This is a genomic window from Streptomyces sp. NBC_00285, assembly GCF_036174265.1.
Classification (GTDB): domain Bacteria; phylum Actinomycetota; class Actinomycetes; order Streptomycetales; family Streptomycetaceae; genus Streptomyces.
Window position 1 is genome coordinate 1,262,052 of record NZ_CP108055.1, and the last position, 13,520, is coordinate 1,275,571.

Annotated in this window: 14 protein-coding genes; 6 read left to right on the plus strand and 8 right to left on the minus strand. The window is 70.3% G+C overall.

Annotated features, from left to right (window positions below; genetic code table 11):
• Positions 1-34: 34 nt before the first annotated feature.
• From OHT57_RS05940 to OHT57_RS05950, 3 genes are read right to left on the minus strand one after another with little or no spacing between them, the layout of a single operon-like run.
• On the minus strand, positions 35-1,105 hold the full coding sequence (locus tag OHT57_RS05940; RefSeq protein WP_328744981.1) for a threonine aldolase family protein: 1,071 nt from the start codon (positions 1,103-1,105) through the stop codon (positions 35-37).
• Positions 1,102-1,851, minus strand: a complete 750-nt coding sequence (locus OHT57_RS05945; RefSeq protein ID WP_328744982.1) for an SDR family NAD(P)-dependent oxidoreductase — start codon at positions 1,849-1,851, stop codon at positions 1,102-1,104. The genes OHT57_RS05940 and OHT57_RS05945 overlap by 4 nt, the downstream gene beginning before the upstream one ends.
• 53 nt (positions 1,852-1,904) lie before the next feature.
• Positions 1,905-3,302, minus strand: coding sequence for a DUF6421 family protein (locus tag OHT57_RS05950; RefSeq protein ID WP_328744983.1), 1,398 nt, complete (start codon positions 3,300-3,302; stop codon positions 1,905-1,907).
• Between the two features lie 269 nt (positions 3,303-3,571).
• Between OHT57_RS05950 and OHT57_RS05955 the strand changes: the two genes are divergently transcribed.
• On the plus strand, positions 3,572-4,255 hold the full coding sequence (locus tag OHT57_RS05955; protein ID WP_328744984.1) for a glycerophosphodiester phosphodiesterase: 684 nt from the start codon (positions 3,572-3,574) through the stop codon (positions 4,253-4,255).
• A gap of 15 nt (positions 4,256-4,270) precedes the next feature.
• Here OHT57_RS05955 and OHT57_RS05960 read toward each other — a convergent pair whose 3' ends face one another.
• On the minus strand, positions 4,271-4,807 hold the full coding sequence (locus OHT57_RS05960) for a GNAT family N-acetyltransferase (RefSeq protein WP_328744985.1): 537 nt from the start codon (positions 4,805-4,807) through the stop codon (positions 4,271-4,273).
• A gap of 71 nt (positions 4,808-4,878) precedes the next feature.
• Here OHT57_RS05960 and OHT57_RS05965 point away from each other — a divergent pair, with 71 nt between their 5' ends.
• On the plus strand, positions 4,879-5,274 hold the full coding sequence (locus OHT57_RS05965; protein WP_328744986.1) for a VOC family protein: 396 nt from the start codon (positions 4,879-4,881) through the stop codon (positions 5,272-5,274).
• Positions 5,275-5,362: 88 nt separating this feature from the next.
• Here OHT57_RS05965 and OHT57_RS05970 read toward each other — a convergent pair whose 3' ends face one another.
• The 4 genes from OHT57_RS05970 to OHT57_RS05985 form a co-directional block, all read right to left on the minus strand.
• Positions 5,363-6,889, minus strand: coding sequence for a glycoside hydrolase family 43 protein (locus tag OHT57_RS05970; RefSeq protein ID WP_328753130.1), 1,527 nt, complete (start codon positions 6,887-6,889; stop codon positions 5,363-5,365).
• Positions 6,890-7,228: 339 nt separating this feature from the next.
• Positions 7,229-7,537 (minus strand): hypothetical protein, encoded by a 309-nt coding sequence (locus OHT57_RS05975; RefSeq protein ID WP_328744987.1) that lies wholly within the window; start codon positions 7,535-7,537, stop codon positions 7,229-7,231.
• 127 nt (positions 7,538-7,664) lie between these two features.
• Positions 7,665-10,259 (minus strand): cellulosome protein, encoded by a 2,595-nt coding sequence (locus tag OHT57_RS05980; RefSeq protein ID WP_328744988.1) that lies wholly within the window; start codon positions 10,257-10,259, stop codon positions 7,665-7,667.
• Between the two features lie 126 nt (positions 10,260-10,385).
• A complete protein-coding gene (locus OHT57_RS05985; protein WP_328744989.1) occupies positions 10,386-10,640 on the minus strand; it encodes a hypothetical protein in 255 nt (84 codons plus the stop codon).
• Between the two features lie 211 nt (positions 10,641-10,851).
• Between OHT57_RS05985 and OHT57_RS05990 the strand changes: the two genes are divergently transcribed.
• The 4 genes from OHT57_RS05990 to OHT57_RS06005 all read left to right on the plus strand — a co-directional run bounded on the left by OHT57_RS05990 (position 10,852) and on the right by OHT57_RS06005 (position 13,398).
• The gene (locus tag OHT57_RS05990; RefSeq protein WP_328744990.1) at positions 10,852-11,382 is read left to right on the plus strand and encodes a DUF5134 domain-containing protein; all 531 of its coding nucleotides are present in this window, start codon (positions 10,852-10,854) and stop codon (positions 11,380-11,382) included.
• A 127-nt stretch (positions 11,383-11,509) separates the two neighbouring features.
• Positions 11,510-12,181: a phosphatase PAP2 family protein gene (locus OHT57_RS05995; protein ID WP_328744991.1), complete on the plus strand. Its 672-nt coding sequence runs from the start codon at positions 11,510-11,512 to the stop codon at positions 12,179-12,181.
• On the plus strand, positions 12,178-12,696 hold the full coding sequence (locus tag OHT57_RS06000) for a hypothetical protein (protein WP_328744992.1): 519 nt from the start codon (positions 12,178-12,180) through the stop codon (positions 12,694-12,696). The genes OHT57_RS05995 and OHT57_RS06000 overlap by 4 nt, the downstream gene beginning before the upstream one ends.
• A gap of 9 nt (positions 12,697-12,705) precedes the next feature.
• Positions 12,706-13,398: an HAD family hydrolase gene (locus tag OHT57_RS06005; protein WP_328744993.1), complete on the plus strand. Its 693-nt coding sequence runs from the start codon at positions 12,706-12,708 to the stop codon at positions 13,396-13,398.
• Positions 13,399-13,520: the final 122 nt, after the last annotated feature.

Below are 13,520 nucleotides of genomic sequence, written 5' to 3' on the forward strand. Positions count from 1 at the left end.
TGCAAGCACAGGTGCCTTCCGGCACGCGCGTGCGTCAGCGCGCCATCTCCTCCTTGAGCGCGGCCACGAACGCGTCCACGTCGTCCTCGGTCGTGTCGTAGGCGCACATCCAGCGCACGACGCCCGCGGTCTCGTCCCAGAAGTAGAAGCGGAAGCGTTTCTGGAGCCGCTCGCTCACGTCGTGCGGAAGCTGGGCGAAGACGCCGTTGGCCTGCACCGGGTAGAGGATCTCCACGCCGTGGACGGCGCGGACGCCCTCGGCCAGGCGCTGGGCCATCTCGTTGGCGTGGCGGGCGTTGCGCAGCCACAGGTCCTTGGCGAGCAGGGCCTCCAACTGCACCGAAACGAAGCGCATCTTGGAGGCGAGCTGCATGGACAGCTTGCGCAGATGCTTCATGTGGGAGACCGCGTCCTGGTTGATCACCACGACCGCCTCGCCGAACAGCGCGCCGTTCTTCGTCCCGCCGAGGGAGAGGATGTCGACGCCGACGGCGTTGGTGAACGTCCGCATCGGGACGTCGAGGGAGGCCGCCGCGTTGGCTATGCGGGACCCGTCCAGGTGCACCTTCATGCCGTGCGCGTGAGCGTGGTCGCAGATCGCGCGGATCTCGTCCGGCGTGTAGAGCGTGCCGAGTTCCGTGCTCTGGGTGATCGAGACGACCTGGGGCATCGCGCGGTGCTCGTCGTCCCAGCCGTACGCCTGCCTGTCGATCAGTTCCGGGGTCAGCTTGCCGTCGGGCGCCGCGACGGCAAGCAGCTTCAGGCCGCCCATCCGTTCGGGGGCGCCGCCCTCGTCGACGTTGATGTGCGCGCTCTCCGCGCAGATCACCGCGCCCCAGCGGTCGGTGACCGCCTGGAGCGCGACGACGTTGGCGCCGGTGCCGTTGAAGACCGGGAAGGCCTCCGCCGTGGCCCCGAAGTGGCTGCGGATGATGCCCTGGAGGTTCTCGGTGTAGTCGTCCTCGCCGTACGCGACCTGGTGGCCGCCGTTGGCGAGGGCCAGGGCGGCGAGGACCTCCGGGTGGGCGCCGGCGTAGTTGTCGCTGGCGAAGCCCCGGCTGTCCGGGTCGTGGTGACGCCGCGCGTCGGTCTTCTGAGGGTTCACGGCTTCTCGGTGAGCCACAGACGGTTTCCGTTCACTTCTTCGGCGGGCTTCTCCCAGACCTCGGCGATGGCCGCCGCGAGGTCCTTGACGTCCGTGAAGCCCGCGAACTTCGCGTTGGGACGCTCGGCGCGCATCGCCTCGTGCACCAACGCCTTCACCACCAGGATGGTGGCCGCCGAGGTGAGCTCCGCACCCGCCCCCGCCTTACGGAAGAAGTCGGCCATGGCGAGCGTCCAGACCTCGGCGGCCGCCTTGGCGGCGGCGTAGGCGGCGTTGCCCGCGGTGGGCCTGGTCGCGCCCGCCGCGCTGATCAGCACATAGCGGCCCCGGTCACTGCGCTGGAGCACCTCGGAGAACGCGAGGGACGTGTGCTGCACGGTGCGGATGAGCAGCAGCTCCAGGAAGTCCCAGTCGTCGAGGCTGGTCTTGACGAAGGTCTCACTGCCACGCCAGCCGCCCACGAGGTGGACCACGCCGTCGACCCGGCCGAAGTCCTTCTCGATGCCGGCGGCCCAGTCCCGCGTGGACTTCAGGTCGAGCAGGTCGACGGGCTCCCCGGTGACGGTGGCACCGCCGCCCGCGTCCCTGGCCGCGCCCACCGCCTCCGCGAGCCGGACGGGATCGTTGTCCGCGCCGACGACGGTCGCGCCCGCCTCGGCCAGCCGGACGAGTGCCGCGCGCCCCGCGGGCCCGCCCGCTCCGGCCACCGCGATCACCGCACCGCTGAGAGCTCCGTTCCCCGCCATGTTCTTCGCCTCCTGCTGAGCTGTGTTCCCGGTCGCGCGCAAGTCGGCACCGCTCACGCGGCGGCCCGCGCGGCACTCTCCGCGGTGATGCCCCGGGTGGAGGCGATCACGTTCTTCAGCTTCTTGGAGAGGGCCTCATAGAACATGCTCAGCGGAAACTCGTCCGGAAGCACGTCATCGACGAGTTTCCGGGGCGGCAGGGACAGGTCGAGGGCGTCGGGACCCTTGGCCCACCTGGAGCCCGGGTGCGGTGCCAGATAGGTGGAGACGAGCTCGTACCCGGCGAACCAGTGGACGAGCTTCGGGCGGTCGATGCCGTCGCGGTAGAGCTGCTCGATGTCGGCGCACAGCTGGTTGGTGACCTGCGGGGCGCGCTGCCAGTCGATGAACAGCTTGTTGTCGGTCCAGCGGACCACGTCGTGCTTGCGCAGGTAGGCGAAGAGGAGCTGGCCGCCGAGGCCGTCGTAGTTGCGCACCCGCTCACCGGTGACGGGGAAGCGGAACATGCGGTCGAAGAGGACCGCGTACTGCACGTCACGGGCCTGCGGGACGCCGTCGGCCTCCAGCTTCACGGCCTCCCTGAAGGCGGTGAGGTCACAACGCAGCTCCTCGAGGCCGTACATCCAGAAGGGCTGGCGCTGCTTGATCATGAACGGGTCGAAGGGCAGGTCGCCGTGGCTGTGGGTGCGGTCGTGGACCATGTCCCACAGGACGAAGGCCTCCTCGCAGCGCGTCTGGTCGTGCACCATCGCGGCGATGTCCCCGGGAAGTTCCACACCGAGGATGTCGACGGCGGCCTCGGTGACCCGGCGGAAGCGGGCGGCCTCCCGGTCGCAGAAGATGCCGCCCCAGGAGAAGCGTTCCGGTGCCTCGCGTACGGCGATGGTCTCCGGGAAGAGGACGGCGGAGTTGGTGTCGTAGCCGGCCGTGAAGTCCTCGAACTTGATGCCGCAGAACAGCGGGTTGTCGTAGCGGGTGCGTTCCAGTTCGGCCAGCCAGTCGGGCCAGACCATGCGCAGTACGACCGCTTCGAGGTTGCGGTCGGGGTTGCCGTTCTGCGTGTACATCGGGAAGACGACCAGGTGCTGGAGGCCGTCGGCGCGAGCCACGGCGGGCTGGAAGGCCAGCAGGGAGTCGAGGAAGTCGGGCACCTCGAAGCCTCCCTCGGCCCAGCGCCGGAGGTCCTTCACGAGGGCCCCGTGGTAGTCGGCGTCGTGCGCAAGCAGCGGGGACAGCTCCTCGACGCTGTCGACGACACGCCGTACGGCAGCCTCGGCGTCCGCACGTCCCGGCGCTCCCTCTGCCTCGAAGTCGATCGACCCGTCCTTGGACTGCCATGGCCGGATCCGCTCCACGGCATCCTTGAGCACAGGCCATGCCGGGTGCTCCACCACCCTGGTCATGGGGGGAACGTGGTCCCCCGAAGTCGCCTGCGCAAGAATTTCCGTCATGTCCCATCCTCCACGGGAGAACCTCTCGTATGGAGACCGTATACATACGAGCTTCCGTCCAGCAAGGGCAGACTCGGGAAGTTATCCTGCGCAACCCAATGGTCACCGGATTTTTTCCTGCCGAGTGCCATGAACGCCGCGATTCCGGGTAACCGAGGCGATGACACCACGCCTCACGGGATCCCCGTGTACACAAGGGTCCATCACACGGCGTAGCCGTTAGGCTGCGGCTCTGCACCGAGCCGCCGTCGACGGAAGCGAGTTGAACGTTGAACTTCCTTACCATCGGTCATCGCGGAGTCATGGGTACCGAACCCGAGAACACCCTCCGTTCGTTCACCGCCGCCCAGCAGGCCGGCCTCGACGTCATCGAACTCGACCTGCACCTCAGCAAGGACGGCGCGCTCGTCGTCATGCACGACATCGACGTGGACCGCACGACCGACGGCACCGGCCTGATCGCCGAGAAGACCCTCAGCGAACTGCGCGCCCTGGACGCGGGCCGCGGGGAGCGCGTCCCGGTGTTCGAGGAGGTCCTGGACGCCGTGCGGTCGCCGCTCCAGGCCGAGATCAAGGACACCGCGGCGGCCCGGGCGCTGGCCGAGGTCATGCTCCGGCGGGACCTCGTCTCCCGGGTCGAGGTGTCCTCGTTCCACGACGAGGCGATCGCCGAGATCGGCCGGCTGGTGCCCGGCGTGAGGACCGCGCTGATCGGCAGCCGGTTCGGCCCCGACATCGTGGAGCGCGCTGTCGAGGCCGGCGCGGAGACCGTCTGCCTGAACATCCGCCGGCTGACCCTGGAGGTCGTGGAGGCCGCCCGCAAGGCGGACCTGAAGATCATCGGCTGGGTCGTCAACACCCAGGACCATCTGCGGCTGGTGCGAGCCCTGGAGCTGGACGGCGCCACGACCGACTACCCGGAGATCAAACGCACCGGCCGCTTCACCGCCTGAACCGGGGCAGGAACGTCACACCAGCGGCTTGACCAGCAGTTCGAACTGCAGGTCGTCGCGCTGCGGGATGCCGAAGCGCTCGTCGCCGTACGGGAAGGGCGTCATCTGTCCCGTACGGCGGTAGCCGCGCCGCTCGTACCAGGCGATGAGGTCGTCCCGCACGGAGATCACGGTCATGTGCATCTCGGTGACGCCCCAGGTCTCGCGGGCGATCCGCTCCGCCTCGGCGATGATCACCTTGCCGAGGCCGCCGCCCTGGAGGACGGGGCTGACCGCGAACATCCCGAAGTACGCGTGAGTGCCCCGGTGTTCGAGCTGGCAGCAGGCCACGAGCAGGCCGTCCCGCTCCACCGTCAGCAGCCGGCTGTCGGGCGACTCGACGACCGCGCGCACACCCTCCGGGTCCGTCCGCTGCCCGTCGAGGATGTCCGCCTCGGTGGTCCACCCGGCCCGGCTGTCGTCCCCGCGGTACGCCGACTCGACGAGCGCGACGAGGGCGTCCACGTCGGCGCCGGTGGCGTCACGGAAGGTGAGTCCGGCGGTGGTCTCCATGGTGCGCGTCTCCACTTCTCGGGCATGACTCGGGCACGGCCGAGACTAACGCCCCGGATAGGCTCGCCCGCATGGTGCACGTACTGAGCGGCCGTATCCTGCTGCGGCCCACCGATCCGGAGCGTTCCCGGGTCTTCTACGGCGATCAGCTGGGCCTCTCCGTGTACCGCGAGTTCGGCACCGGACCGGAGCGGGGCACCGTCTACTTCCTCGGCGGCGGTTTCCTGGAACTGTCGGGACGGTCGTCGCAGGCGCCACCGGCCGCGGACGTACGGCTGTGGCTCCAGGTCGCGGACGTGACCTCGGCGCACGAGGAGCTGCTGGCCAAGGGCGTCGAGATCGTCCGGCCGCCGGTGAGGGAGCCATGGGGGCTGGTCGAGATGTGGGTGGCGGATCCGGACGGGACGCCGATCGTGCTGGTGGAGGTCCCCACCGACCACCCGATCCGCTACCGGCCCGGGATCTGAGCTCGCCTGAGCCGGGTCGCCGACCGGGTGGCGGCGACCCGGCTCAGGGACGCAGGGCGTGCCGGCGAGCGCTCCGGCAGGTCACATGTCAGTCCTCGACCGGCTCGTGGTCGAACCAGTCGAAGTGGACGGTGCCGGCCGCGGCGTACACACCGATGACCCGGCCGGTGAAGCCGCCGGCGACCTCGGTGGAGAGGTACCGGCCGTCGAGGGCGGCGAGTTCGACGAACACGCCCTGCCCGTCCTCGACGCCGAGGGTGACGGTGTCGGGTCCCTGGCGGGGGTCGGTGACCTTCGAGGTGGCGGACACCTCGACCCTGAGCACCACCGGGCCGGCGGCCGTCGGGTGCGTGGCGACCACCGTTCGCAGTGTGCCGATGCGGGCGATCACCTGCACCTGGCCGGGCGTGGCCTCGATCTCGTAGTGGTGCTGCTCGTCCAGACGGACCGCCAGGCCCCCGCTTCCGTCGGCCGCGTCGGCCAGGACCCGGGTGCGGCACGACAGATGCTGCTGACGGCGGCCGAGGAAGGTCACCTCGGGATCGTCCATCGACGTCCCGCGGGCGCGCAGACTCAGCCAGCCGGGCCGTTCCCCCGTGCTGTAGTTCTCGGCCGGACGGGAGCGCGGCGAGAGCCAGCCGTGGGCGAGTTCACCGCCGTCGAAGTCGTCACGGACCGGTACGACGGCGGGCTCCTGGAGCGGCCACGGAGGCGCGGCCATGACGGGGGCCACGTCACCGACCACCGGCCAGTCGTCGACCCAGGTGACCGGGGCGAGGAACGTCTCCCGGCCGAGCACGTGCCAGCCGGGGGTGCCGCCCTGCGGCCGGACTCCGAGGAACACCATCCACCACGACCCGTCCGGCCCCTGTACGAGGTCCCCGTGGCCGGTGTTCTGGATGGGGTGCTCGGTGCCGCGATGGGTCAGGATCGGGTTGTCCGGGCAGGCCTCGAACGGCCCGTCGAGCGTACGGCCACGGGCGATCGAGACGCCGTGGCACCGCTCGGTGCCGCCTTCGGCGATGAGCAGGTACCAGTAGTCGCCGATCCGGTACAGGTGCGGCGCTTCCGGGGCCTTGGCGCCCGGGGTGCCTGACCAGACGCGCCGGGGCTCGCCGATCGTCTCCCCGGTGTGCGTGTCGATGCGGACCTGGCTGACGCCCGCGAGGGTGCACCAGCAGGTGCCGTCCTCGTCCCAGGCGAGATCCGGGTCGATGCCGTGCACGCCGGGCAGCCGGATCGGGTCGGACCAGGGGCCGGCCGGGTCGGTGGCGGTGAACAGCACGTTGCCGTCGCTGCTGACGTTCGTGACGATCAGCCAGAAGCGGCCGTCGTGATGGCGCAGGGTGGGTGCGTACAGTCCGCCGGACGCCGAGGTCTCGGGCGGCAGCCGCAGTTGGCTCGGCCGGTCGAGGGCGTTGCCGATCTGGGTCCAGTGCACCAGGTCACGGCTGTGGAAGACGGGCACTCCGGGGAAGTACTCGAAGCTGGAGCACACGAGGTAGTAGTCCTCGCCCACCCGGCAGATGCTCGGATCGGGGTGGAATCCGGGGATCACGGGGTTGGTGATGGTGTTGTCCCTCGCGGGCGCGCTCGACACATCGAGTCCTTCCATGGATGTGGCCACGCGGGCCGGGGTGCCGTCGGCTCTCAGCGGGCGCGGTGCAGTCGTACGGGCCAACGGGGTCGAGAAGGTTTCGCGGTCATCGGGCAGATGGTTTCCTCAGGAGGCTAGCTACGGCGATCACCAGGGTCAACGGCCCCTCGCCGCACGGAGCGGCGGCCCCCACACTGTCGGCTCCCGTCGTCAACGCTGCTACACAGAGCGGTCGTTGGGACCCGACAGGGCACGCCGACTCGGTTGCGCGCGAACTGAAGTTGCATGAGAAGGGGGAACGGGCAGCGCCGCCCGCCCCATGGAACAGGACGGACGGCGCCACACATCAACCGGTACCTATCCCAGGAACGGCTTGCTCGCGTCGTCGTCGGCCTTGATGCACGCGGTGAGCTTCTTCTCCAGGGCGGCCGCGTCGTTGAGCGCCTTCTTGGCCGCCGCGGTCTCCCCCAGGTGCCTCAGCTTCTCGGCCTTGGTCCTGAGATTGGCGATCTGCTGGCGCATCTGACCCGGGTCGCAGGTGACAGGTGACTCGACCGACACCACTCCCTGGCCGGCCGACGTGGCGGCCTGAGCGGGCACGGAGGTGATGAAGAAGCCTCCGACGACGGCCGCGGAGACGGCCAGGGCGGACAAGCGCTTGGTCATGGGTTGTTTCCCCCACATAAGGTTCGAGCTGGTCGAAGTGGATCTTACAAATACTTCGGACCCTCCGGTAACAAGCTCGGACACGGGCCGTGCGGCACCGTCGTCACCGCACTTTCGAGGGTCTCCGTCAGGAAGGCTCGTCCCCCGGGGCCAGCGGTGTCACCGTGACCCGGTCGATGACGGGGGCGTACGCGGAACGCCGGCCGTGTTCGTCCGCCGTGCCGCCGCCGAAGTCAGGCAGTGCGTCGGCGGTGAAGGTGAGGGTGTTCGGGCCCGGGCGCAGGGTGACGGGCACGGACAGGTTCCAGAAGTTGTTGAAGTGGAAGGTCGTGGGGAACAGGACGCGGTGCGCGGGGCCGTCGTTGACGGAGACGTCGGCGTGACGGCAGACCGGGTCCGGGTTGTAGTGGGTGGAGGGGGGCTGCTCGCCGTTGGAGTAGCGGATCGTCAGCGCGTGGCGCCCGGCGCTCTGCGCCGTGACCGTCAGGGTGAGTGCGTTCGCGGGCCCGGCACCGACGCCGTCGACCGCCTTGCCGCCGGTGGCGTACGGATATCCGGTCACCTTCGCGGCGCCGGTCGGGATGCCGTCCTCGGCCGGGTAGGCGGTGACGGGCAGCAGGCCCCGCGAGGGGCCGATCCGAACCCGGTCCACGACCAGACGGTCCGACGTCCCGGTGACGGTGATCCGGTTGATGCCGCCCGCCAGGAAGAGCGGTACGGCACCGCGCTCGACGCGCCCGATCTCCTCGCCGTTGACGCTGAACACACCCTCGCCGGGTCCGAGCAGGTCGACGGTCACGGAGGCCTCCCCGTCGTCGGCCGCATACGTCCAGAAGGTGACGGTGCCGCCTCGCGGGAGCACGGCGACTCCCGGCCCCGAGGCGCCTCGGTGGGCGTGGCTGACCCGGGCGCCGCCGCCGAGATCCGCGAACTCGGCGTCGTACAGCGCGGTTTCGTCCTCGCCTCGCAGCACGAGGTCCAGTCTGTCGACGAACGCGTCGCCCTTGGTGGCCCCGAGCTCCGGGTCCTGGGCCGCGAGGGTGATCCGGTGCCGACCGGCGGTCAGCGGGACGCGAGTGTCGGTGTGCCCCCACACCGCCGGCTTGTAGCCGAGCGGCAGCCGCAGCTCGCGCGGGTCCCCACCGTCGACGCGCAGGAAGACGTTGGTGGGCCCCAGTTCGCGTACCAGGTCGGCGAGATTGTGCGAGTTGGCGAACACCACGAGGTCATAGGTGCCGTCCTGCGGGACCTCGACGTCGAAGGCGAGCACGCCGTCGGATCCGGTGCGCAGACCGCCCACGTGGTATCCGCCGGAGGTGGCGAACCGGTCGACGGCGGACGGAGAACCCTCGGGCCCGTTCTTCGAGTAACCGCTGCCCGTGTACGTGGCGTCCTCAGCCTCGTAGGTCCGCCTCCAGCGCACCGAGGGCGGCAGGGGCACGGCCCCGTTTCCGCCCGGCGACAGGATCACCTGGTAGGCGGACATCTCGTCGAGTCCCGTCAGACTGATCGTCACCTTCCCGTCGGACACCGGGATTTCCTCGTCGCGCAGCCGCAAGGGCTGTGCGCTCGCGCCCACTTGACCCGTCCAGGGGATCTCCACGAGCCGCATGTGGGTGGCCGCACCGAACACCTCCGCGTCCACGCCCTCGAAGACGAGGTCCGCCGCGCCGCCCGCCCCGCCGAACAGGGCCCGCGCCTGCCGCTTCTCCCGGTCGATGGCCGCGACGCCCTGCAGGGTGTACTGCACGTTGGGGTGCGGGGCGACGACCCGGACGGTGTTCCCGGTCAACTGTCCGTAGGCGTTGTACAGCCACCACTGGCCGTTGGCCTTGTTCGCCTCCACCGCCGAGTCGTTGAGGTTGCCGGCGATGTTCCAGTAGGCGAGGTCGGCGTCGACCTTCGACTCCTCGATCGCGGCGATCCACTGAATCATCTGGCCGGGCACGGAGACGTGGTAATTGTGCGCGTACTCGTTGATGTTGACGGGGAGCGGGCCGATGCCCAACTCGCGCTCCAGATCACGGTACTTGGCGACGTTGGTGCGGACCTCGGCCGGTGAGGACAGCTCGTGCCAGGTGACGATGTCGGGCAGCACGTCGTGGGCCTTGGCGAATTCCAGGAAGTCCCTGACCTCGGGGTACAGGATGCAGGTGTTGGGTCCGGCCACGCGGGCCTCCGGGTCGAGGTCCTTGATCAGGTGATACGAGGCTTCCCAGGCGGCGAAGTAGTGGTCGGGTTCGGTCCGCCAGGAGACCTGGTCGTAGCTCCACTCCCCCTCGCCGAACATGTTGCCCTCGGGCTCGTTGAACGGCACGTACACGACGTGCGCCTTCAACTCTCCCAGCGTGAGGACCTGTTCGACCTGGCGGCGGATCACGTCCAGGTGTCCGGCGAGCCGCTCCTCGCCGGTGGCGCCGGGCCACTCGTAGGGAAAGCCGCGGTAGGAGTCGGGCAGATAGACGTAGATGTCCTGGCCGCCGGCCGCGACGAAGGGCGGCAGGATCTCCAGGGCGTCACCGCCGGGGTGCTGGATGCCGTCCTGGGCCTTGGTGGTCACCGTGCGCGGATACATGCCCTCGACCACGACGCGGCTGGGCACGCCGTCGCCGTACAGACCGTAGAGGGTGCCGCTCGCTCCTCCATGGAAGGGGCCGGTCTCGGTGCCGAGGTCGATGGTGAGTTTCTCGGGGGTGGGGCCTTCGGCTGCCACGGCATCCATCCTTCGTTCGATATTCCGTACGACAGTCGATGATCCGCACCGACCTGGACGAACGTAGGAAGCACAGGTGGGCCGCGTCAACTGCCGACCGGGTTCGGGAACTTCCGTAACCGCAGGTCGGGGCGGTCAGGCGCGCAGGATTCCCGGGCCGCCTTCCCACCGGGGGGCGAGTTCGTCCCGCGCCTCGGGAGGCAGGACGGACAGTACGCCCGTCTCGTACGCCAGGCGGGGGCGGCCGACGTCGAGCGCGTGGGAGGGGTGCCCGGCCGAGGCGCGACCCAGGGCGGTGCGTACGGCGATCGGGGTGAGCGGGCCGACGGGCGGGAGCGGCCGGTTCCACGTCCACGCCGAGGAGTTCGTCCTCCCGGGCGTGCTCGCCACGGAGTTCACCGGCGCCCGCCGCTTACGGGACCGGTCCTGTGCCGCACAGTCCACGGGCCCAGGCGCGGAGATGGCGCGGGTCGGTGCCGGCCGGGGCGATGGTTCCGACCTGCTGTGCTCCGTCGCACGCTCCCCGCGTACACCCTTGCGCTCGATTGCGCGCCGCATGGCCCGGGCAGTCCTTGACCGACCGTCGAGCGGGGAGGTGGGCATGCACGGACCGGCTTCGTCCGGCTGGCTGCTGGTGGCACTCTGCGCTGCGACCGGGGCGTACTGCCTGCTGCGGATGCGCAGCAGCGTCGAGGAACAGCGCCGGGCCGCGGGCGGCGAGGCGCTGATGGGCTTCGGGATGGCCGCGATGGCCGTACCGGCCGCCGTGTTCACTCCACCGTCGTGGGCCTGGCCCCTCTACACGGCCGTGTTCGGCGGAGCGGCACTGCGCGCGTTGTGGGCGGCGCGCACGAGCTCCCATCATCTGCACCACCTGGTGGGCGCTTTCGCCATGGTCTACATGGCGGTGGCGATGGCTGCCTCCCCCGGACACCACGGTGGTTCGGGAACTCCCCTCGTGACGGGGGTGCTGCTTCTCTACTTCGCCGGATTCGTACTGCTGTCCGGTGTCCGTCTGATACCGGTGACAGCCGGTGGCGGAACCGTCGGCTGGAGTGACCGGCCCGAACTGGCGCGGGCGTGCCGGCTCTCGATGGGTATCGCGATGGTGGCCATGCTGCTGACCCTCTGAACAGGCGGCGCACGCAGGCGTTCGTTCGGCAGAGGCCGTGCGTGGGCGGACCCGCGCGGCACGGAAGTCGGGCCCGCCCACGGACCGGAATTGGCCTCGGGCCGCACCGGTCGGCGAGGATCGGACCATGCACACCCCGTCCGTCGACTCCCCGCCCCGTTCACCGGAGCACCGGACCGCGGCTCGCGTCACCGGTGTCCTGGCCCTGTGCTCTGTGCTGCTGCTCGTGCTGGTCGCGACCCGGTGGCACCCGCTGCTCACCGTCGACGGCGACATCGCCGACACCACCCACGACTGGGCGGTCGACGAACCAGGGCTCACCCATGCCTTCCGCATCCTCACGGACTGGGTCTGGGACCCCTGGACGATGCGCATCCTGTGTGCGGTCGCGGCCATCTGGCTGGTGTGGCGGCGCAACGCCCGCTGGACGGCCGTATGGCTGGTGGCCACATGTGCGGTGGGCACACTGGTCCAGCAGGTCCTGAAGGCCGCGGTCGGCCGTGAACGTCCCGTCTGGCCCGACCCCGTCGACACCGCGCACTTCGCGGCCTACCCGTCGGGCCACGCTCTGACGGCCACGGTCGTCTGCGGCCTGCTCCTGTGGCTCCTCCACCACTACGGCGCCGGCCGCGCCCTGTGGCGCACGGGCCTGGCACTGACCGTGATCTCCGTCGCGGGCGTGGGGCTGACCCGCATCTGGCTGGGCGTCCACTGGCCCTCCGACGTCCTCGGCGGCTGGCTCCTGGGCGGCATGCTGGTGAGCCTGGCGGTGCTGGTCCACCAGCGGTACCGGCCGTGAACGACGGCTCCACCCGCACCTATGCCTATGTGGGCCCACCCCGTCTGCGCTCGACGGTACGGCCGGGCAGCGAGGGCCGGCCCATCCGTTCCGCCGGCGACCTCGCCACCTGGCTGTCCGGCCGCGGGCCGGCCGAGACGTCGGAGCCCTTCACCTTCGTCGTCTCCCCCGACGGCCTGCTGCGGCTCGCGCCCCGCCGGAGCGAACACGTGGCCTGCGCGGGCGGCATGGAGGTACTGGCCGCCGGGGAGATGGGATTCGCCCGGGCCGCCGGCCGCTGGGCGGTCCACGAGGTCACCAACCACTCCACGGGCTACTGCCCGGACCTCGGCTCGTGGCACTCGGTCGTGCGCGCGCTCGACCGGGCCGGCGTCGAGCACCCGGGACGGTTCACGCACGAGGTGGTGTTCCGGCGCTGCGAGAGGTGCGGGGAGCGGTCGATCGTGCGTGAGGAGGACTTCGTCTGCGTGTTCTGCGGGGGCGAGCTCCCCCTCGACTGGAACGCGGGCCCGTAAGATCATCGTATGGCTGCTGTGCTGTTCGACTTCTCGGGAACCCTCTTCCGGATCGAGTCCACCGAGTCCTGGTTGCGGGCCGGTCTGGACACGGCGGAACTGTCCCTCCCCGAGGCCGAGTTGACGCGGGCCGCACAGGAGCTTGAGCGCGTGGGAGCGTTGCCGGGCGGAGTGGCGCCCGGGGTTCCGATGCCGGACGAGGTCGCCGCCGTGTGGGGAGTTCGGGACGAGAGCGCCGAACTGCACCGGGCCGCCTACACCGGGCTCTCACGGCAGGTCCCGCTGCCTGACCCCGCCCTGCACGACGCGTTGTACGACCGGCACATGTCGCCGGCGGCCTGGCAGCCCTACCCCGACGCCGTCGAGGTGCTGGGTGCGCTGCGCGAGCGCGGGATCCCGGTGGGCGTGGTCAGCAACATCGGCTGGGATCTGCGGCCGGTCTTCCGCGCGCACGGGCTCGATCGTTACGTCGACGCCTATGTGCTGTCGTACGAGCACGGCATCCAGAAGCCGGACCCCAGGCTGTTCAGGACCGCCTGCACGGCGCTCGGCGTGGCGCCCGGGGACGTGCTGATGGTCGGTGACGACCGGCGGGCGGACGGTGGCGCGGCGGCCCTGGGGTGCGGGGTGCACTTCGTTGATCATCTGCCGGTGGCGCGGCGCCCCGACGGGCTGCGGCCGGTCCTCGGCCTGGTGGGTTGAGACCGGCGAATCACGCCCCCGGGCGGGACCCTGAATCGAGCCCGGAAAAAGATGTCCGAAAACCGGTCGGTCACCCTGCCGGAAAGGTCGCCTGAGGACACCATTGGGGCATATGCTCGCCC

Coding starts and splice junctions, on each gene's coding strand:
- OHT57_RS05945 (WP_328744982.1), bottom strand. CDS start 1,851: ATGGCGGGGAACGGAGCTCTCAGCGGTGCGGTGATCGCGGTGGCCGGA.
- OHT57_RS05950 (WP_328744983.1), bottom strand. CDS start 3,302: ATGACGGAAATTCTTGCGCAGGCGACTTCGGGGGACCACGTTCCCCCC.
- OHT57_RS05960 (WP_328744985.1), bottom strand. CDS start 4,807: ATGGAGACCACCGCCGGACTCACCTTCCGTGACGCCACCGGCGCCGAC.
- OHT57_RS05965 (WP_328744986.1), top strand. CDS start 4,879: ATGGTGCACGTACTGAGCGGCCGTATCCTGCTGCGGCCCACCGATCCG.
- OHT57_RS05970 (WP_328753130.1), bottom strand. CDS start 6,889: ATGGAAGGACTCGATGTGTCGAGCGCGCCCGCGAGGGACAACACCATC.
- OHT57_RS05975 (WP_328744987.1), bottom strand. CDS start 7,537: ATGACCAAGCGCTTGTCCGCCCTGGCCGTCTCCGCGGCCGTCGTCGGA.
- OHT57_RS05980 (WP_328744988.1), bottom strand. CDS start 10,259: ATGGATGCCGTGGCAGCCGAAGGCCCCACCCCCGAGAAACTCACCATC.
- OHT57_RS05990 (WP_328744990.1), top strand. CDS start 10,852: ATGCACGGACCGGCTTCGTCCGGCTGGCTGCTGGTGGCACTCTGCGCT.
- OHT57_RS05995 (WP_328744991.1), top strand. CDS start 11,510: ATGCACACCCCGTCCGTCGACTCCCCGCCCCGTTCACCGGAGCACCGG.
- OHT57_RS06005 (WP_328744993.1), top strand. CDS start 12,706: ATGGCTGCTGTGCTGTTCGACTTCTCGGGAACCCTCTTCCGGATCGAG.